The 18,911-nt window shown below is 62.3% G+C and carries 19 protein-coding genes; 5 read left to right on the top strand and 14 right to left on the bottom strand.

Going from position 1 to position 18,911, the window contains the following annotated elements:
• Positions 1-77: 77 nt before the first annotated feature.
• The 7 genes from F2P46_RS14240 to F2P46_RS14210 all read right to left on the bottom strand — a co-directional run bounded on the left by F2P46_RS14240 (position 78) and on the right by F2P46_RS14210 (position 6,330).
• Complete coding sequence (locus F2P46_RS14240; protein WP_229509278.1) at positions 78-2,222, bottom strand: sodium-translocating pyrophosphatase; 2,145 nt, start codon at positions 2,220-2,222, stop codon at positions 78-80.
• A 233-nt stretch (positions 2,223-2,455) separates the two neighbouring features.
• Positions 2,456-3,112: an adenylate kinase gene (adk, locus tag F2P46_RS14235; RefSeq protein WP_166890550.1), complete on the bottom strand. Its 657-nt coding sequence runs from the start codon at positions 3,110-3,112 to the stop codon at positions 2,456-2,458.
• A gap of 186 nt (positions 3,113-3,298) precedes the next feature.
• Positions 3,299-4,051, bottom strand: coding sequence for a 3-deoxy-manno-octulosonate cytidylyltransferase (gene kdsB, locus F2P46_RS14230; protein WP_166890547.1), 753 nt, complete (start codon positions 4,049-4,051; stop codon positions 3,299-3,301).
• A 3-nt stretch (positions 4,052-4,054) separates the two neighbouring features.
• Positions 4,055-4,225 carry a Trm112 family protein gene (locus F2P46_RS14225; RefSeq protein ID WP_166890544.1) on the bottom strand — a complete coding sequence of 57 codons (171 nt, stop codon included), beginning with the start codon at positions 4,223-4,225 and terminating at the stop codon, positions 4,055-4,057.
• Positions 4,206-5,246 (bottom strand): tetraacyldisaccharide 4'-kinase, encoded by a 1,041-nt coding sequence (gene lpxK / locus F2P46_RS14220; protein WP_166890541.1) that lies wholly within the window; start codon positions 5,244-5,246, stop codon positions 4,206-4,208. Before lpxK ends, F2P46_RS14225 begins: the two co-directional genes overlap by 20 nt.
• A gap of 35 nt (positions 5,247-5,281) precedes the next feature.
• Positions 5,282-5,725: a biopolymer transporter ExbD gene (locus F2P46_RS14215; RefSeq protein ID WP_166890773.1), complete on the bottom strand. Its 444-nt coding sequence runs from the start codon at positions 5,723-5,725 to the stop codon at positions 5,282-5,284.
• Positions 5,725-6,330 carry a MotA/TolQ/ExbB proton channel family protein gene (locus F2P46_RS14210; RefSeq protein ID WP_166890770.1) on the bottom strand — a complete coding sequence of 202 codons (606 nt, stop codon included), beginning with the start codon at positions 6,328-6,330 and terminating at the stop codon, positions 5,725-5,727. The genes F2P46_RS14215 and F2P46_RS14210 overlap by 1 nt, the downstream gene beginning before the upstream one ends.
• Before the next feature lie 1,007 nt (positions 6,331-7,337).
• Between F2P46_RS14210 and xseA the strand changes: the two genes are divergently transcribed.
• The 5 genes from xseA (at position 7,338) to F2P46_RS14185 (ending at position 11,682) form a co-directional block, all read left to right on the top strand.
• On the top strand, positions 7,338-8,723 hold the full coding sequence (gene xseA / locus F2P46_RS14205; RefSeq protein ID WP_166890538.1) for an exodeoxyribonuclease VII large subunit: 1,386 nt from the start codon (positions 7,338-7,340) through the stop codon (positions 8,721-8,723).
• 114 nt (positions 8,724-8,837) lie between these two features.
• The gene (gene sodB / locus F2P46_RS14200; protein ID WP_166890535.1) at positions 8,838-9,416 is read left to right on the top strand and encodes a superoxide dismutase [Fe]; all 579 of its coding nucleotides are present in this window, start codon (positions 8,838-8,840) and stop codon (positions 9,414-9,416) included.
• Positions 9,417-9,507: 91 nt separating this feature from the next.
• Positions 9,508-10,056, top strand: a complete 549-nt coding sequence (locus F2P46_RS14195; protein ID WP_166890532.1) for a DUF4303 domain-containing protein — start codon at positions 9,508-9,510, stop codon at positions 10,054-10,056.
• Positions 10,057-10,375: 319 nt separating this feature from the next.
• Positions 10,376-10,891, top strand: coding sequence for a hypothetical protein (locus tag F2P46_RS14190; RefSeq protein WP_166890529.1), 516 nt, complete (start codon positions 10,376-10,378; stop codon positions 10,889-10,891).
• A gap of 101 nt (positions 10,892-10,992) precedes the next feature.
• Entirely contained in the window at positions 10,993-11,682 is a 690-nt protein-coding gene (locus F2P46_RS14185; protein ID WP_166890526.1) for a response regulator, read from the top strand.
• A gap of 46 nt (positions 11,683-11,728) precedes the next feature.
• Here F2P46_RS14185 and F2P46_RS14180 read toward each other — a convergent pair whose 3' ends face one another.
• From F2P46_RS14180 to F2P46_RS14145, 7 genes are all read right to left on the bottom strand, one after another.
• The gene (locus F2P46_RS14180; protein ID WP_166890373.1) at positions 11,729-12,484 is read right to left on the bottom strand and encodes a hypothetical protein; all 756 of its coding nucleotides are present in this window, start codon (positions 12,482-12,484) and stop codon (positions 11,729-11,731) included.
• A 635-nt stretch (positions 12,485-13,119) separates the two neighbouring features.
• Positions 13,120-14,205 (bottom strand): hypothetical protein, encoded by a 1,086-nt coding sequence (locus tag F2P46_RS14170; RefSeq protein WP_166890523.1) that lies wholly within the window; start codon positions 14,203-14,205, stop codon positions 13,120-13,122.
• A gap of 16 nt (positions 14,206-14,221) precedes the next feature.
• On the bottom strand, positions 14,222-14,392 hold the full coding sequence (locus tag F2P46_RS14165; protein WP_166890521.1) for a hypothetical protein: 171 nt from the start codon (positions 14,390-14,392) through the stop codon (positions 14,222-14,224).
• A gap of 369 nt (positions 14,393-14,761) precedes the next feature.
• Positions 14,762-16,060, bottom strand: coding sequence for a hypothetical protein (locus tag F2P46_RS14160; RefSeq protein ID WP_166890518.1), 1,299 nt, complete (start codon positions 16,058-16,060; stop codon positions 14,762-14,764).
• Positions 16,061-16,275: 215 nt separating this feature from the next.
• A complete protein-coding gene (locus F2P46_RS14155; RefSeq protein ID WP_229509277.1) occupies positions 16,276-16,977 on the bottom strand; it encodes a hypothetical protein in 702 nt (233 codons plus the stop codon).
• A 2-nt stretch (positions 16,978-16,979) separates the two neighbouring features.
• Positions 16,980-17,891 (bottom strand): MipA/OmpV family protein, encoded by a 912-nt coding sequence (locus tag F2P46_RS14150; protein WP_166890516.1) that lies wholly within the window; start codon positions 17,889-17,891, stop codon positions 16,980-16,982.
• A gap of 326 nt (positions 17,892-18,217) precedes the next feature.
• Positions 18,218-18,910 (bottom strand): hypothetical protein, encoded by a 693-nt coding sequence (locus F2P46_RS14145; RefSeq protein WP_166890512.1) that lies wholly within the window; start codon positions 18,908-18,910, stop codon positions 18,218-18,220.
• Position 18,911: the final 1 nt, after the last annotated feature.

Here is an 18,911-nt window from a genome sequence, read left to right as displayed (position 1 = left end):
GAACATTACGATGTTTACAAATTTGAAACCAGTAATCAATTGTCGCAAAAAATTACATGTGAACACATGCGAATCGCTCAGCGCGCGGGCGCCTCGGCCAGGGGGGCCGGGATGGCCTGGGCCACCGGACCCGGCACCACCGTATTGACGGGCGGATGGGCCGGCGGCACGGTTACGGCGATCCAGCCAGTCACCGGCAGCAGCGGCACCAGCAGCAGCGCGACGATGTTGATGATCTTGATCAGCGGATTGACGGCCGGGCCGGCGGTGTCCTTGTACGGGTCGCCCACGGTGTCGCCGGTCACGGCGGCCTTGTGCGCGTCCGACCCTTTGCCGCCGAAGTGGCCGTCCTCGATGTATTTCTTGGCGTTGTCCCAGGCGCCGCCGCCGGTGGTCATGGAAATGGCGACGAACAGGCCGGTGACGATGGTGCCCATCAGCAGCCCGCCCAGCGCGGCCGGCCCGAGCAGCATGCCGACCACCACCGGCACCACCACCGGCAGCAGCGACGGCAAGATCATTTCGCGGATCGCCGAGGCGGTCAGCATGTCGACCGCCTTGTCGTATTCGGGTTTGCCGGTGCCGTCCATGATGCCCTTGATGTCGCGGAACTGGCGCCGCACCTCGACCACCACGGCGCCGGCGGCGCGCCCCACCGCTTCCATCGCCATGGCGCCGAACAGGTAGGGAATCAGGCCGCCGATGAACAGGCCGACGATCACCATCGGGTTCGACAGGTCGAACGAGACCTGCTTGCCGACCGATTCGAGGGCGTGGGTGTAGTCGGCGAACAGCACCAGCGCGGCCAGACCGGCCGAACCGATGGCGTAGCCCTTGGTGACGGCCTTGGTGGTGTTGCCGACCGCGTCCAGCGGGTCGGTAATGGCGCGCACCGATTCGGGCATGCCCGACATTTCGGCGATGCCGCCGGCGTTATCGGTAATCGGGCCGTAGGCGTCGAGCGCGACCACGATGCCGGCCATCGACAGCATGGAGGTGGCGGCAATCGCGATGCCGTACAACTGCCCCATCTGGTACGAGGCAAGGATGGCGGCGCACACCGCCAGCACCGGGTAGGCGGTCGACTTCATCGATACGCCCAGGCCGGCGATGATGTTGGTGCCGTGGCCGGTGGTGGACGCTTCGGCGATGTGCTTGACCGGTTTGAAGTCGGTGCCGGTGTAGTACTCGGTGATGTAGACCATCAGGCCGGTCAGGACGATGCCGACCAGCGCACAGCCCATCATTTTCATGCGCATGGCGTCATCGCCCCAGACCATCCAGGTCACGCCGGCAAAGCCGATCAGCGACAGGCCGGCGGCCCACCACAGGCCCGTGTACAGGGCCGACATGATTTTCTTGCCCGGTTTGGCCTTGACCAGCGAGCAGCCGACGATCGATCCGATGATCGACACCGCCCCCAGCAACAGCGGATAGATGACCGCTTCGCCGCCCGGCGTGGCCATCATCAGCGCGCCGAGCAGCATGGTGGCGATCAGGGTGACGACATAGGTTTCGAACAGGTCGGCGGCCATGCCGGCGCAGTCGCCGACGTTGTCGCCCACGTTGTCGGCGATCACGGCCGGGTTGCGCGGATCGTCTTCGGGAATGCCGGCTTCGACCTTGCCGACCAGGTCGGCGCCGACGTCGGCGCCCTTGGTGAAGATGCCGCCGCCAAGGCGGGCGAAAATGGAAATGAGCGAGGCGCCAAAGGCCAGCCCGATGAGCGGCTTGATGACGTCATGCTGGGTGGCGCTGCCGCCGGCGGCCTGGGCGGTGAGCATCCAGTAGAACAGGGTCACGCCGAGCAGGCCCAGGCCGACCACCAGCATGCCGGTGATGGCGCCGCCCTTGAAGGCGACGTCGAGCGCTTCGTTCATGCCTTTTGTGGCGGCCTGCGCGGTGCGCACATTGGCGCGCACCGACACGTTCATGCCGATGAAGCCGCAAGCGCCGGAGAGCACCGCGCCGATCAGGAAGCCGATCGCGGTATTCATGTCGAGCAGCACGCCGATGGCGATGAGCAGCACCACGCCGACCATGGCGATGGTGCGGTACTGGCGCCCGAGGTAGGCGGCGGCGCCTTCCTGGATGGCCTGGGCGATGCCCTGCATGCGGGCGTTGCCCGGGTCCTGGCGCAGAATCCAGCTGCGCGTCACCAATCCATAAATCACGGCAATGACGCCGCACACAACTGCAAAGACAAGAAATCTTGCTGTCATATCGTCCCCTCGCTTTTTTATCAAGTAACACAACAACACATTCGAAAGACCGCTCCAACAACAGAGTGAAAGAGATGGGCCAACCTCACTGCGTACTGCAAAACGTTGAATCTAAAAAAATCCGGGAACGCCGGCCGCGCGCTGGCGGCCAGTCAGGGCAAACTGCAATGATTGCCGCAGGGCGCGGCCATCAAAAAAGCGGACCGAAGTCCGCTCTTGTGTTCTCGCTACATTTATTCCGACAGTGCCGCGAACGCCGCCTCGCGGATTTGTTCCACAGGGCCGATGCCGGAGATGCGGCGGTACTTCGGCGCGCCGGGCAAGCCCGATTGCGCCCACTGGTTGTAGTAACCCAGCAGCACTTCGGTCTGGTTATGGTAGACCGACAGGCGCTGCTTGACGATCTCTTCCTTGTCGTCGTCGCGCTGGATCAGCGCCTCGCCGGTGATATCGTCCACGTTATCCACTTTTGGCGGATTGTTCGTGATGTGGTACACGCGCCCCGAACCCGGATGGGAACGGCGCCCGCTCATGCGCTCGACGATGAATTCGTCGGGCACGTTAATTTCGAGTACATAATCGACGTTGATGCCGGCGTCTTTCATGGCGTCGGCCTGCGCGATGGTGCGCGGAAAACCGTCGAACAGGTAACCGTTCTGGCAGTCGGATTCCTTGAGGCGATTCTTGACCAGGCCGATCATGATGTCATCCGACACCAAACCGCCCGCATCCATCACTTTTTTAGCCGCAATGCCCAGCTCGGTGCCGGCCTTGATCGCGGCCCGCAGCATGTCGCCGGTCGAGATTTGCGGGATATTGTATTTTTCCTTGATGAAGTTAGCTTGGGTGCCTTTGCCGGCTCCAGGAGCTCCTAACAGAATCAGACGCATGAACATTCCTAAAACAGATTTTAAAATTGGTGGCGATGCATACTTGACTACCTTGGTACGAAACTTACCACAAAAGTGCCGGAAAACGCCAATCCGAGGGCGTATTCGCCATTTTTTTGCTTGATCTGGCGCAAGCTATGCGTCGGTTACGGATGAGAACCGAACGCATGCTGCGCTGTAGCAAAGCTAACTCGCATAATGCAGGCGCACCCGTTCAAGATCATCAGGCGTGTCGACGCCCGCCGCCGGAGCGCTGCTGGTGACATGCACGGCGATGGGGAAACCATGCCACAGCACGCGCAACTGCTCGAGTGCTTCGACCGCTTCGAGCGGCGCCGGTTCCAGGGTTGGATAGATTTGCAGGAAAGCACTCGTGTACGCGTACAGGCCGATATGGCGCAGCGCAACATAGGCCGCCGGCAGACTGTCCTTCGACTGCGCAAAGCCGTCGCGGTGCCACGGAATGGTGGCGCGCGAAAAATACATGGCGCGGCCAAGCTTGTCGAGCACCACCTTGACCACGTTCGGATTGAAGGCGTCGGCGGCCTCGTGCAGCGGATGGGCGCAGGTGGCCATTGGCACGCCAGGCCCGACCAGGGCGGCGCTGGCGGCCAGCAAGGCCGGGTCGATCAGCGGCTCGTCGCCTTGCAGGTTGACCACCACCGCGTCCGGCGCCAGGTCCAGGGTGCGCGCCACTTCGGCGATGCGGTCGGTGCCGGACGGATGGTCGGCTTCGGTCATGCACACTTCCACCCCGTGCTGGCGGCAGGCGCTAGCGATGGCCTCATGGTCGGTGGCCACGATGATGCGTTCGGCGCCGGAGGCGGCCGCGCGTTCGGCCACGCGCACCACCATCGGTTTGCCGCCCAGGTCGGCCAGCGGTTTGTCCGGCAGCCGGGTCGACGCCATGCGCGCCGGGATGATGACGATGAAGCCCATCGCTTACAGCGCTTCGATCTTGCGCGCCTGGTCGGCCCACATGATCGGAATGCCGTCGCGGACCGGAAACGCCAGGCGGTCGCCGCGGCAGATCAGTTCCTGGGCCTTTTTGTCCAGTTCGAGCGGGCCTTTGCATACAGGGCAGACCAGGATATCAAGCAGTCGAGCATCCACGACATTTCTCCACAATTTGTTGGGCCAGCGCGGCGTCTAACTGCGCCGTCACCGGTACGACCCACAGTCTCGGGTCATTTTTGAGATTTTCAATTTGCGCACATTTTACTGCATCCTTCTCGGTGATCAGGATGATGTCCGCATCGACAGCCGCAAAAGGCTGGTCCAGGAAATCGTGATGGTCCGGCAGCGGCAGTTCACGCACCTCCAGGCCGGCGCCGCGCAGCAAGGTAAAGAAGCGCTGCGGATTGCCGATGCCGCAGGCGGCAACGATACGCTGGCCGCGCAGGCTGGCCAGCGCCACCTGATGGCCCGGACGCGCCAGGGGCTCGGCGAAGCCGCCGGCGAGCTGCATGCGAAACGGCATGCCACCGACCGCCTGGCGCAAGGCGGGCGTGAGTTCCGGGGCATTGACGACGGTAAAATCGCGCCGGCGCGAGGGCGCCTCGCGCAAGGGACCGGCCGGCAACAGCCAGCCGTTGCCGGTGCCGCGTCCGTCGAACAGCATGATTTCGATATCGCGCCGCAAGGCGTAGTGCTGCAAGCCGTCGTCGGTGAGGATCACGTCGACCTGGGGATGGGCGGCCAGCAAGGCGCGCCCGGCGGCGCCACGGTCGCGCCCCACCACCACCGGGCAGCCGGTGCGGCGCGCGATCAGGAGCGGCTCGTCGCCGACCTCGCGCGCGGTTGAATCCGGCGTGACCTGGCGCGCGGCGCTGTCGCTGCCGCCATGCCCGCGCGAGATGATGCCGGGATTGAAACCGGCCGCGCGCAAGGCTTCGGCCAGCCAGATTGTCAGCGGCGTCTTGCCGGTGCCGCCGATAAAAATATTGCCGACCACGATGACCGGCACCGGCAGCCGGGTCGACTTGAGCACGCCGGCCCGGAACAGCAGCGCGCGCAGGCCGCTGATGGCGCGAAACAGCAAGGAGAGCGGCCACAGCGCGCAAGCGAGCGGGCCGCGCCGCAGCCAGGCGCGCGTGAGGGTCGTTTCGAGGGAGGAGGAAGAGGAGGAAGACATGAGGCGGCAGGCGAATCGCTTCGCCTGCGCTGGTTTTACTTCTTCTCGCCGGTCTGGGCGGCGAACGTCAGCTTGTCGTAGCCTGCCATGCGCGCCGCTTCCATCACGTTGATGACCATCTGGTGCATCGCGAACTGGTCGGCGTTGATGACCACCACCGGGCTCTTCTCGCCGCTGGCGGCGGCCTGGCCGGCCGTGGCGGCCGCTTTCAGGTCGGACGCCAGGTTGGCGACGTTGGAAAACGACACCGGCTGGTTGTTGATCGTGTAGTTACCCTTGGCATCGACCGTGACGTTCAGTTCGAACGGCTTTTCCAACGCCTTTTCGGCGTCGGCGGTCGGCAAGGTAATCTTCAACTCGGTAAACTTGCTGTAGGTGGTCGTGACCATCAGGAAAATCAGCACCACCAGCAGCACATCGATGAAGGGGATCAGGTTGATCTCTGGATCTTCACGTTTCTGGCCGCGGCGAAAGTTCATCATTTGCGGGCACCGTGCACGATGTCGACGAACTTCACTGCCTGCAATTCCATGTCGATGATGAAGCTGTCGACCAGGGCGCGGAAATGGCGATAGGCAATCAGGGACGGCATGGCGATGGCGATACCGAAGGCGGTGTTGTACAGCGCGACCGAAATACCGTGGGCCAGCTGGGCCGGGTTGGCGCCGGTCGAATTGGTTGAGCCGAAAATCTCGATCATGCCGACCACCGTGCCGAACAGACCCATCAGCGGGGCCAGCGAGGCGATAGTGCCGATCGTGGTCAGGAAGCGTTCCAGCACGTGGGCCACGCCGCGGCCGGCTTCTTCGATCGATTCTTTCATGACGTCGCGCGGGGCGTCGACATTGCGCAGGGCGGCGGCGAGCACGGTGCCGAGCGGGGAGTTCTTTTCCAGCGAGTCGATCACATCCTTGGTGATTTTGCCGTTGTGATAGACGCGCACCACTTCATCAAGCAACTGCGGTGGCAGGATTTTGGCGCGGCGCAGATAAATAATGCGCTCGACGATCAACGCTAAAGCGACGAGAGAGGCGATCAGCAACGGCCAGATTGGCCAACCTGCAGCTTGAAGAATGGGCAGCAAAACAAACTCCTGAGTGAATGGTGATTCTTGATAAGAACGAACCCCGGCAATGTAACGTGTTTGCCTGTCACTCGGCAAGTCCACTTCTGCACACCTTCTGTGGATAAGATTGTGCGCAAGCCGGCCCAAGCAAGCTGATGTCCTTGATTTTAAAGGGAAAGTTTGCCATGCGTAAAAACTAAGCATGTGGAAAATTAAAAATTGCATCGATGTTTTGAACAAAAACTGTGGATAAGATTGTTAGCAATACCGTGGGTGGGCAGTCAAGTACCTGATTCGAAAGGAAAAATGGTTTAAGCGCAAAAATAAGGCAGGTTGGCGCGAAAATCTTCTACACACCTTTTGTGGATAAGATTGTGAGCAAAGCCGCCGATTGCGCCCCAAGTCTTTGCTTTCATTGAAGAAAATGACTTTGCACAATTATGATGCAAGTGGGGATAAGCACCCTCGCGGGCGCCCAAAACGGCCATGCGGGCGCGCGTTTGCGCCTTGGCACGGGGCGGTGGACAAGTCCACGTGTTCTGCACACCTTTTGTGGACAACATTGTGAGCAAGCCGCTTAACTCAGTACTAAGTCATTGATTTTATTGAGCAAACCGTTTGTGCTTAAAATGCAGGCAGGGTCGGCGCGGGGGCCGCGCGGTGGATAAGCCCGGCAGTTCTGCACAGCTTCTGTGGACAAGATTGTGTGCAATGTCGTTCGCAAGCACGCAAGTGCTTGATTACAAAGAGATAGCAACCCGGTGCGCAAGTTTGAGGCAGGCCGTCCCCTGTTAGTACGGAAAAACTTCCACACAATTTCTGTGGATAACTTTGTGAGCAACTCCCGACGGGATCGTCAAAGTGCTTGATTTAACAGGCTTTTCGGGCATTGCACTGAAAACCAGCAGCGCGGCTTTTTCTTTTAAAATCATCGACTTAGAAAAAACTCTTGTCGTTTTGCGCGATATGTGACATAAGCATGACCGCTCTAAAATTTTGTGGACAGATATTCCGGAACTCTTCCCATGCAAACCGATTTCGACCAAGATCCGCCGTTTTTTGCCGCGCCCGCCGCGTCGTCTGGCGCGCCGCCCGTACTGACCGTCAGCGCGCTCAACGCCCAGGTGGCGCGCCTGCTCGAGCGCTCCTTTCCACTGACCTGGATCAGCGGGGAAGTGTCCAACTTCACCAAGGCCAGTTCCGGCCACTGGTATTTCACGCTCAAGGACGACGCGGCCCAGGTGCGCGCGGTGATGTTCCGCGGCCGCGCCCAGTACGCCGGTTTCATCCCGCGCGAAGGGGACAAGGTCGAGGTGCGCGCGCTGGTGACCCTGTACGGCGCGCGCGGCGACTACCAGATCAATGTGGAGGCGATCCGGCGCGCCGGCGTGGGGGCGCTGTACGAAGCCTTCCTGCGCCTGAAAGACAAACTCGGCGCGCAAGGCCTGTTCGACCAGGAACGCAAGCGTCCCCTGCCCTTGTTCACGCGCAGTATCGGCATCGTCACCAGCCCGCAGGCGGCGGCGCTGCGCGACATCCTCTCCGCGCTCAAGCGGCGCGCGCCGCACGTGCGCATCGTGCTCTACCCGGCCCCGGTGCAGGGCCAGGGCGCGGCCGACAAGATCGCCGGCGCGATTCAAACGGCCTCGCGCCGGGCCGAGGTCGACGTGCTGCTGGTGTGCCGTGGCGGCGGCTCGATCGAAGACTTGTGGAGTTTTAACGAAGAAGTGGTCGCGCACGCGATCGCCGCTTGCAGCATGCCGGTCATCGCCGGGGTCGGCCACGAGACCGATGTCACCATCGCCGACTTTGCCGCCGACCTGCGCGCGGCCACCCCGACTGCCGCCGCCGAACTGGCCGCCACCCCGCGCGCGGACTGGATCGCGTCGCTGTCGGCCGATGCCGGCGACCTGCGCCGCGCCATGCGCCACACCCTGAACGACGCGCACCAGAGCCTGGACAACTGGCAACGCCGCCTGCTCAGCCCATCGGCGCGCATCGGGCACCAGCGCCTCGAGCTGGTGGCGCTGTCGACCGCGATGACGCACGCGGTGCGCGCGCCGCTGCAGCGCCAGGGCTATTTGCTGGCGCAACTGCGCGCGCGCTGGGCCAGCCATCGGCCCGATGTGCGCGCCCTGCGCAGCGAAATCGCCTCGCAGCAGCGCCGCTACGGCACCGCCCTGGCCAACCAGCTCGGCCAGAAGCGCGATGCGCTCGGCGCGCTGGCGTTTCAACTCGAACTGCTCAACCCGCAGCGCACGCTCGAACGCGGCTACGCTATCGTGCGCGACGCCAAAGGCGCCGTGCTGCGCTCGCCGGCGCAGATCAAGCCGGGCCAGCCGCTCACGGTGCGCCTGGCCGAGGGCAGCGCCGAGGTCGGTGTGGCCAGCGTGCAAGCCCACCTTGAATAATCGGATGCAAGGCCTTTTGCCGGCGCGAAGCAAATAAGCAACGAACGCGCATCCGAATTACAATAAGCACCGGTTCAGTATCATCGACGCTTTTCCAAACAAAAAGGACATAACATGGAACACACACTGCCGCCTCTGCCGTATGAAATGGACGCCCTGGCTCCCCACATTTCGAAAGAAACGCTGGAATACCACTACGGCAAGCATCACCAGACCTATGTGACCAACCTGAACAACCTGATCAAGGGTACCGAGTTCGCGGACCTGTCGCTCGAAGAGATCATCAAGAAATCCTCCGGCGGCGTGTTCAACAACGCAGCCCAGGTGTGGAACCACACCTTCTACTGGAACGGCATGAAGCCCAACGGTGGCGGCGCGCCAAGCGGCAAAGTGGCCGACGCGATCAACGCCAAGTGGGGTTCGTTCGACAAATTCAAGGAAGAATTCACCAAGTCGTGCCTCGGCAACTTCGGTTCCGGCTGGACCTGGCTGGTGCAAAAAGCCGATGGCGGCGTTGACATCGTCAACACCTCCAACGCCGGCTGCCCGCTGACCACCGGCGACAAGCCGCTGCTGACCTGCGACGTCTGGGAGCACGCTTACTACATCGACTACCGCAACGCCCGCGCCAAGTATGTCGAAACCTTCTGGGGCCTGGTCAACTGGGACTTCGTCGCGCAAAACGCGGCCTGAATGACCGACGCATAAATAACAGCCCGCCCATGCGGGCTGTATTTTTTTGTGGTCCGGCCACCTGCATCACTACAAGGAACAAGGATCAATCATGAAAGCACCGGACTTAGCGCCGATCGAAGAACAGCTGTTCGCCCTGTCGCTGGTGTCGATCCGCCAGTTTAACGACGAGCACCCTGACGAGAGTTTCTATGGCTTCGGCATCGACTGCATGGCCGACTCGGGGATGTTCCTGCTGTGTTTTAACAGCGAGGCGGCATTTGCCGAGACGGCAAAAGAATATATCGAGCGCTTCCAGTACAGCGCAGCCGACCTGGCCGCACTGAAAACCAATTTCGGCGATTGGAAATACCAGGATTTCAACCAGGACCAGCCGCATTGGGAAGCGGGCTGGGGCGCATATCGCGACGCCATCGAAGCCTATACTTTCGCCGACGAGACCGAGATCGAGGAAGCACACGCTTATGTCGAACAGTTAATGCGCTGCGCATGCCGCGTGTTGGTGCAGATCGAACGATCCGGCGTCTTCGAACGCACCAAAACGGACCCCGGATTCACCACAGCGGTGATGGACCATGATGAAACGCTCCAAGAAGCAACAGTTCGATTAAATAGTGTCCGCGCGGAATTTAATGACTGATTGTATTTAGGACACATGACAAGGCTTTCGTCAGTCGGTTATCGAATTTCACCGCATTATCTCAAGCATTTTTCTTAAAGAAACGAATATGTACACGGTTTACTAGTGTTGCTTTTCATGCACACAAATGTCCGCAGATCAGTCATAATGTTTGGCAATACGGCTGATTCAGCCCTTCCGAACGACCATGGCGTACCCACGCTTTTGACAGGAAAGTGACTTGAGAAGAATGGACGGTGACATGACTACCCCCCACAAAGCCTGCTTGTCGCGGACGCGTCGTTCAACCCCGGGTTTTCCTGCATTGTCCGGCCGTTCCATGGCCATGCTGGCCTTCCCCGCCGCCATGATGCTGGGCGGCGCGGTGCAGGCCCAGACGGTCAATGCGACCACCGCCGCCGTCTTCTCGAGACCAGCCATGATCGGCTTGCAAATGTCGCTCAAGGCTGGCGCCAAACAGGGCAAGGTCACGCCGGAACAGTTGAAATGCGCGCAGGGACTCGATCCGGCCAGTCTGGACGAGGTATTCAAACAATTGCTGGCCTCTAATCTCGACAGCAAGGAATTGACGCGCACCCAGTCCTTCCTGGCCAAGTCGGTCGGCAGGAAATTCGCCAAGCACGGTTATCTGGGCGTGTTCGCCGCCGCCGGCGAACCGCTGCCGGAAGCGCTGCCGCGCTTTACCGAAGATGAAATGGTGGACTTCGAACAGTTCCGCACCAGTTCGGCCGGCGAAAAACTGGTGACCAACAAAGTGCTTGAAGCCCCGGCCGCGCGGACAATACTGAACGAGCGGATCGAAAAAGTCCTGGAAACTTGCGTTCCCCAGCAGTAATTTGACAAAGTGTCATCAAAGTGTAGCAAATTGTCCCCGCCGGTCTGCAACTGCCTTTTTTTGTAGTAGCTCTTATACAATGGGCGGCTAGGAGAAAATTCATGTTTCGAGTCATGCTGGTGGAGGACGATGCGCGCCTGGCGCAATTGGTCATGGAGTACCTGGCCGGGTACGAATTTACGGTCGACCTGGTCACGCGTGGCGACGCCGCGCTCGAACGTTTCAAGGCGCTCACCCCGGATGTGGTCATTCTCGACCTGATGCTGCCCGGCCTGGACGGCATGGTGGTGTGCCGCCAGATCCGCGAACTGAGCGAAACCCCGATCCTGATCCTCACCGCGCGCGAAGATTCCTACGATGAAGTGTCGGTGCTGGAACAGGGCGCGGACGATTTCGTCAACAAGCCGGTCCAGCCGCGCGTGCTGCTGGCGCGCCTGCGCGCCCTGCTGCGGCGCGCCCAGGGCAAAACCGGCAATGCCGATCCGGCGGCGCTCGAATTCGGCGCCCTGTCGATCATCGCCAGCGACCGCGTGGTGACGTGGCGCGGCGAACATTGCCTGCTCAGCAATACCGAATACAAGCTCTTGCTGGTGTTGGCCGAATCGGCCGGGCGCGTGCTCTCGCGCGACGCCCTGCTGAAAAAAATGCGCGGCATCGAGTTCGACGGACTCGACCGCAGCATCGACAACTGCATCTCCAAGCTGCGCCGCAAGTTCGACGATGTCGATTCCGAAAAGATCAAGACCGTGTGGGGCGAAGGCTACCTGTTTTCGCCATCGGCCTGGGCTTGATGGGGCACGCGTTGCGCGCCGCCAGCGGCGGCGCGCAACGCGTGGATCAACGATAGAACATGATCTGCGACACGAATTCGACCGGTTCGTCGGACTTGTCCAGCACCACCATCACCACCGGGCGCGGCCCGAAAGCGGCCGGAATCAGCTGGCTGTGACGTCCCAGGGTGCGCTCCTCGGTCGTCACGCGCAACCTGCCCCCAATGCGCTCGATACTGCCGATCTCGATACTGAAGGAACCATCGCCGCGACTGCCGAGGAAGGCAGCCACCACCATCTGCTTGCTGAAGTCCACGCCCGGTAGCGGCCCCGGCGGATTATGTTCCTTCCACAGTGCGGCCAGCGACTGGGCATCCTTGATGACCAGCTGGCGCGCTTCGCCGATCGCCGAGAACTGCGAACGCACGACCTGGCGGAACGGCACATCCTCGGAGGCAAGGGCTTCGAACACGATCGCGGCATCGCTGCGGTCGATCACCATCATCTCCATCGCCGCCCCAGGCAGGCCGTCGCAGGCGGCGCCATTGGTCGCTTGATCGGCCTGCCGATACGCGGCCACCAGCTTGTCGCCGCTGACGCGCAGCGAGCGCAGGCCGACCTTGTGACAGGCGCCACCAGCGCCGCCGAACAGGGCAATCACCATCTCGTGGTCGAAAAAGACTTTTGGCGCCGGAGCCACGCTGACCCTGCCGGCGTGATGCTCGGCCCAGACCGTGGCAAGCGTGGCGGCATCGCGGATCACCATCTGGCGCGGCGCCGGGATGCCCGTTGCGGTGTCATTGGCCAGCAGGCTCAGTGCCATGCGACTGCCTTCCTTGGGCAGGAAAAAAACTTCCTTCATCCTCGTGCCCAGGGGATCGAAAAGCGCCGCCTGAGGGCTGTACAAGGAACTAAATAATGGAAACCCCGCAGGATCGGCGCACTCCGATGCCGAGCGCACGGGAGCCCGCTCGTCCGAACAGAATACGGCAGCGGGCGTGGCGCCATACAAGACGTGCCGGCGGTTCCTGCCAAAGCAGGAGCCGTACGTATCAGACAACACATACTTTCCGTCGATCAAGAACAAACGGTTGTGATAGTCAGCGCACGCATTGTCCCGCGCGCGCTCAATGAACGGGGTCATGTTGATGCCTGCGATGTCGGGAGGTGTCGGCGTTGGTGTTGGTGTTGGTGTTGGTGTCGGCGTTGGCGTGGGCGTTGGCGTTGGCGTTGGCGTTGGCGTTGGTGTCGGCGTGACCGCTGGTGGCGCGGAATCGCCGCCGCCACCGCACGCGGCCAGCAGCAGCAATCCAGCCAAGGGAACTGCCACATGCAAGCGCTTAGGATTAAACATGGAAACCTCTCAAGAACATGGACACGCGCGAGCTCGCAAGCTCGTGCGTGCAACACAGCCGGTCCGGCATTGCGCGCGGCCAGTGCCAACGCGCAAGGTGTGGATCAGCGCGAGTACGATATCTGCGTCACGAATTCGACCGGGGCGTCGGACTTGTCGAACACCGCGATCGCCACCGGCAGAAACGATTCCATGGCCGGAAAATTTTCGCTGTTGCGCCCCAGGGTGCTCACCACCGTGGTCACGCGCAGCTTGCCGCCAATGCGCTCGATACTGCCAATGTCGATGCTGAACCCGCCGTGCTCCGGTTGGCCGAGAAAGGACGCCACCACCATCTGCTTGCTGAAGTCCACGGTCGGATATGCCGCCGATGAGTATGTATCCTTCAACAGCGCGGCCAGGGAGGCGGCATCCTTGACGAGCACCTGGCGAGGCTCTTTCTCCAAAGGCGCCCTCCGATCGAAAGAGCGGAACGCGACCTCGTCAGGTTGGACGGATTCGAACACGACCGCGGCATCGCTACGGTCGATCACCACCATTTCCATCGGCGCGGCAGGCGCACCGGTGCAGGCTGCGCCGGGAGTGGCAGCGTCACCTTGTTGATACGCGGCCACCAGTTTCTCGCCGCTGACCCGCACCGAGCGCAGGCCGACCTTGTGGCAGGCGCCACCGGCGCCACCGAACAAGGCAATCACCATTTCATTCTTGAAAAATACTTTTGGCAACGGAGCCGGACTGGCCTTGCCGGCGTTATGTTCGGCCCATACCACGGCAAGCGTGGCGGCGTCGCGGATCACCATCTGACGGGGCGCCTGGACGCCTGATACGTTCTCCTTGGCCAGCGGACTGAGGGGCATGAGGCTACCATCCCTGGGCAGGAACAGGAATTCCTGCACGCTCATGCCATCGAGGGAGTCAGGCACGGACTTTTGCGCAAAGGTCATCAATTGAAACAAGGGACGCATCGCAGGATCGGTGCAGGTGTGGGTGAAGCGCCCGTCCGTACCCGTGCACACGACGACATCGGGCGTAGCGCCATACAGCGTATATCGGCCCAGATGCAAGGGGTTGTCCGACATGGTGCAGGTTCCCCTCGCGGCCGCGAGCACATATTTCCGGTCGAACACGACCAGACGGTTGAAATACTGGCCGCAGTCGTTTTCCCGCGCGCGCTGCACGAACGGGGCCATGTTGACGCCCGTGCCCTCAGGGGGCGTTGGCGTTGGCGTTGGCGTTGGCGTTGGCGTCGGCGTAGGGGGCGGCGTTGGTGTTGGTGTTGGCGTCGGCGTCGGCACGGGCGCCGGCGTGGAATCGCTGCCGCCACCGCAGGCGGCCAGCAACAGCAAACCCGCCGTGGGAAGAGCCAGGCGCAGGCATTTGGATCGGATCATTGACATCTCTCAAGAACACGGGCGAGCGGACTGCCACCACATGGAAATATTAATCGAAAATAAATATTACATGGGCGAATAGTAAACGCATCGTCGGCAGGCGTCCACGCAGGCACGAAGCGAACTCATGGAAAGAAACGGAAAGCGCGCGCCACGTGCAGCCGGGACACCCAAACGGGCGCCCCGGCTTGCCATGCTAAGTAAGTGCGCATAAATTCTTGTCATTTATAGCTTCCATAAGCGGCGCCTTGCTGTGTTGCCCACCGCTAGCAGTGCTCGCGCTGCGTCGCGGCGTGCGCCTTGCAAGGCATCCACTTCTGTTCGCTATAAATCACAATAATTTCTGCACACTTACTTAGCGGTACAGCGACACTTGGTCGACAAACTCGACCGGCTCATCGCTGCGCTCGAGCACCACGAATTGCACCGGGTTGGTCAGGCTGGTCGTCGTCAAGCTCCGGTTGTACCGGCCCGGTGCGGATTCGACCAGGGTCACGCGCAGCTTGCCGGCGACCCGTTCGACGCCGCCGATCGCCAGGCCGTAACTGCCGTCCGGCTTGCCGCCCAAAAAGGCGGCCACCACCATCTGCTTGCTGAAGTCGATCTCCGGCAAGGCGGCAGCCTGGATGTGCCGCTTCCACAAGGCCGCCCAGGCCTGCGCATCCTTGATCACCACTTGCTGCTTGTCGCCGTAGGTCTGCGCATCGGACTGCGCCAGCGTGCGGAACGGCACGGTTTGCGGCGAGACCTGGGTAAACGTCACCGGCGCGTCGACCCGGTCGACCACGACCAGCTGCATCGGGGTATTGATGGCGAGGGTGCAGACGGCGCCGACCGGGGCGGTTTCTTGTCCATACTCGACCACCAGCGCGCCGCCGCCGCTGCGCACGGCGCGGATGGCGAACTGGCCGCAAGCGCCGATGTTGCCGCCGAACACGGCGATGACCATCTCGGTCTCGAAATTCACCGGGCTGATGCGTGTGTCGACCGGCCCGGTCCAGACTGCGGCCAGCGTCGCGACGTCGCGGATCACTTGCTGGCGCGCGTTCTCGACACCCGAGTAATTGTTCTGCGCCAGCGAGTAGAACGGCAGCCGGATGCCATCTTTTGGAAGGAAGTGAATTTGCTCCAGCGTGGCGCCATTCGATTCGGTGTCGCCACGGCCCTGCATGCGCACCAGGTTTTGCATCAAGGGCGCCAGTGCGGGATCGGTGCAGCCGGTGGTGGGGGCTCTGCGCATGTCGTCCATGGTGAGCGAGCACAGCTTCACATCGGCCGTCGCGCCATACAGCACGTATTGCTCAGTCGTGCTGGCGCAGGTGCCTTCCGCCGCCGAGAACACGTATTTTTTGTTGGCGACAAACAGGCGGTTCGCATACTGACCGCATGCGCTTTCGCGTGCGCGCTGCACGAACGGCGCCACCGTGATACCCCCCACCACGGCATTGGGCGTCGGGTCGTTGGGGTGCGTTATCACGATGTCGGGCGTGCGCGGCGGAATGATGAGCTCGCCCGGCTTCGACTGCGGAGACTCCACCGGCGGCAGCGGCGCCGGCGTGGCGGCGGGCGCCGGATCGCTGCCGCCGCCGCAGGCGGCGAGCAGCATGGCACTGGCCAGAGGGATGGCGAAGCGCAGGTAATGTGCTTGGGTCATGGGACTGTCTCGAAAAAATCGGGCGCCTTCTCGCGCCCTCTGTTGGAAAGATTAACTAATTTAGAATATTGCCTAAATAAATAGTAACCCTTCCACCATCGTCCGTCTGTGCCCGGCATGTGGGGAAATTGTCTCGAGATGTACGTAAGTGCGCATAAATTCTTGCAATTTCTGCACACTTACTTGCGCCGCCGGCGGGGGCGAGCCGCGCCGGCTTATTCGAGCAGTGGCGCGATCGCCAGCGGCGCGATCTGCGTCACCAGCTGGCCTTTGTCGGCATGCTCGCCGAAACGGTAATTGACGACCCGGAAGCCCTCGTTGTTGTCGTCGCCAAAGGTGGCGCCATCGGCCACCGCCAGCAGGGCTACATCGCCGCTGCCGTTGCGCAGCTTGACCACCGGATCGGCGCCCCTGCGCTGATAGCTCAGGCGCACGCCGGCGCAGCGCCGCGTGCGCGCCGAGGAATCGACGTGGCGCAGGTAAATCAGCGCTTGCTCGCAGGCGGCGCGCAGGTCGCTCGTTTCGTACACGCCGTCCGAGCGCACCACGATCGAGACGCGCGCGCGGAACACGTACTGGCTCACGTTGCTGGTCAGGGCCAGGGTGGCGTTATCGTCGTAGGCTGCTTTGAGCAGGGGAAAGACGGCGCGCCCGGTCGGGTCCAGCGGCAGGCTCAGGCTGCTGGCCTTGCTGAGCAAGCTCAGTTGCAGGCCGGCGCCCAGCACGCCCTTCTCTTTCAACATCACCTGGAGATGGTTCTGCAAAAAATTCTTGGGCCTGCCGTATTTTTCGAACACCACCATCGCGCGGTAGGCGTCGCGATAGCTGAGCCAATTCCCGGCCGCTTCATCGGCCGTCGTGCTGCCTGCAGTCAACAGCAAGGCAAGCATGGCGGAAACGTTGCGGAAAAATGGCATGATCAGAATCGGTAAGCAAGTCCGGTGGACACAGTGATGTTGTTGGCGCGCTCGACCAGCGGACTGCGCCTTGCATCACCCTGCAGGCGCGCCGCGCGCACCGCGCTGCTGACCATCCAGCCCGGCGACAGCGCCAGGTTCCAGCGCGCGCTGACGGCCACGTCGCGCACCCCGCCGCCAGGCGCGTACGGCATGTTGCCGCTGTACATGGTGTCGCGCAAGCTTACCCCGAAATAACTTTCATTGTAGCTGCGATTGACCATGGTCAAGTCCGCCGCCAGCGACACGCGGTTGTGCGGCGCGAGCGCGCGCGTCACATGCTGCAAACCTACGGTCCAGCTGGCGCCATCGCGGTCGCGCCCGGAGCCTGCCAGCAAGTTATTAGTCAAACGCAAGGACGGAGTCAGATAATAGTTAACAAACAAGCCAGCCTGGAGGCGCGCACCGATGGTTTCGGTGCCGACCAGGCGGTTGCCGCCGCGTTGCCAGGTTGGCGCCATCTTCTCATTGAGCGGGGGCGGCGCCACGCTGGGATGGCTGGGCGTGCCGCCGGCCGGGGTGGCTGGCTTGTTCTGGGTGCTGGCCAGGTCGAGGCTGCCGAGCGCATCGTGGCTGCCCCCGCTGCCGCGGCGCGCCAGCACGGCCACCATCGGGCCATACTCGAGCACCGGGTTGGACGACAGATGCAAGCCCGCACTCATGCCCGAGATAAAAATCCCATTGCTCCACTGAACTTGCACAAGCGGCAAGGCGGTGACCCGGTGCTCGCCCGACCCCTGATAGCGCGGGGCCGAGACGGCGCCGAGCCCGACATACATGTCGCTGCTGCCATCCGGCATCGGATTGCTTGCGGGAGTCTGGGCCCAAGCGGCGGGAACTGCGCCGGCCAGGGCAAGGGCAAAAAGGGTTCTCATGAATGTCGCCGAAAAGATGATCAGCCGCCATTTTACGGCCTGCCGCCAACATCGCCGAAATTGCTGAGTTTTCGCCAAGGCCGCACGCGTTGCGGCGTCCCACGATGCGCCGATGGCGGGCGCCGTCGCGCGGCCCGCTGCATCGCCATCATGCTGGTACTACGAATAAAAAAAGCCCACGACACCGGAGCATCGAGGGCGAACGGAAAACCCGATGCGCATAGCTTAGATGCTAACGGTTTGCCTTTCCGCCTCGAAATGTCTGGCAATTGTCGTAAATGTGTATTCGACATCGCCCCGCCGTTCGGCCGCGCCGTTCGGCCCCGCTATTCGATCAGCGGCGCGATCGCCAGAGGCGGGCTGGGCGCGAGCACCTGGCCGGCGCCGGCGGCGTCGGCGAAGCGGTAGTTGACGACGCGGTAGGCGCCATGCTCGTCGCCGGGAAAGGCGGACCCCAGCGCCACCGGCAACAGCGCCGGCTGCCCGTTGCCGCGCACCCGCAACTGCGGCGCCGGCCCGTCGAGCGGATACACGAAGCGCACCCCGACGCAGGCGCGCACGCTGGCGCCGGTGTAGCGCTGGTAGTCGAGCGCCTGGGCGCAGGCGGCGCGCAATTCGGCGCTGTCGTACACGCCGTCGGCGCGTGGCATGATCGAGATGCGCACGCGAAAACTGACCGGCCCGGTCCCGCCGTCGATCAGCAGCGGCGCGTTCTCGTCGAACGCGACCTTGAGCACCGGAAACACCGCACGCCCGATGGGGTCGAGCGGCAGCTGCACGGTGCTGTCCTTGAGCTGCAAGCTCAACTCGATATCCTCGGGCAGCGTCCCCTTGCGCGCCGGCACCAGCTGGATCTGGTTTTGCAGATAGTTTTTCGGCCGGCCATATTTCTCGAACACGATCATGGCGCGGTAGGCATCGCGGTAACTGAGCCATTCCGCTGCGGCGGCGCGCGTGCTGGCGCTGCCGGCCGCGGACAGCAGTGCGAGCAACAAGGCGAGATGGCGTGGCGCGTTCATG

Source organism: Massilia sp. CCM 8734 (assembly GCF_011682155.1).
Lineage (GTDB): Bacteria > Pseudomonadota > Gammaproteobacteria > Burkholderiales > Burkholderiaceae_D > Telluria_A > Telluria_A rubra.
Note: the sequence above shows the minus strand (reverse complement) of the source record. Positions and strands in the feature narration are given on the sequence as shown.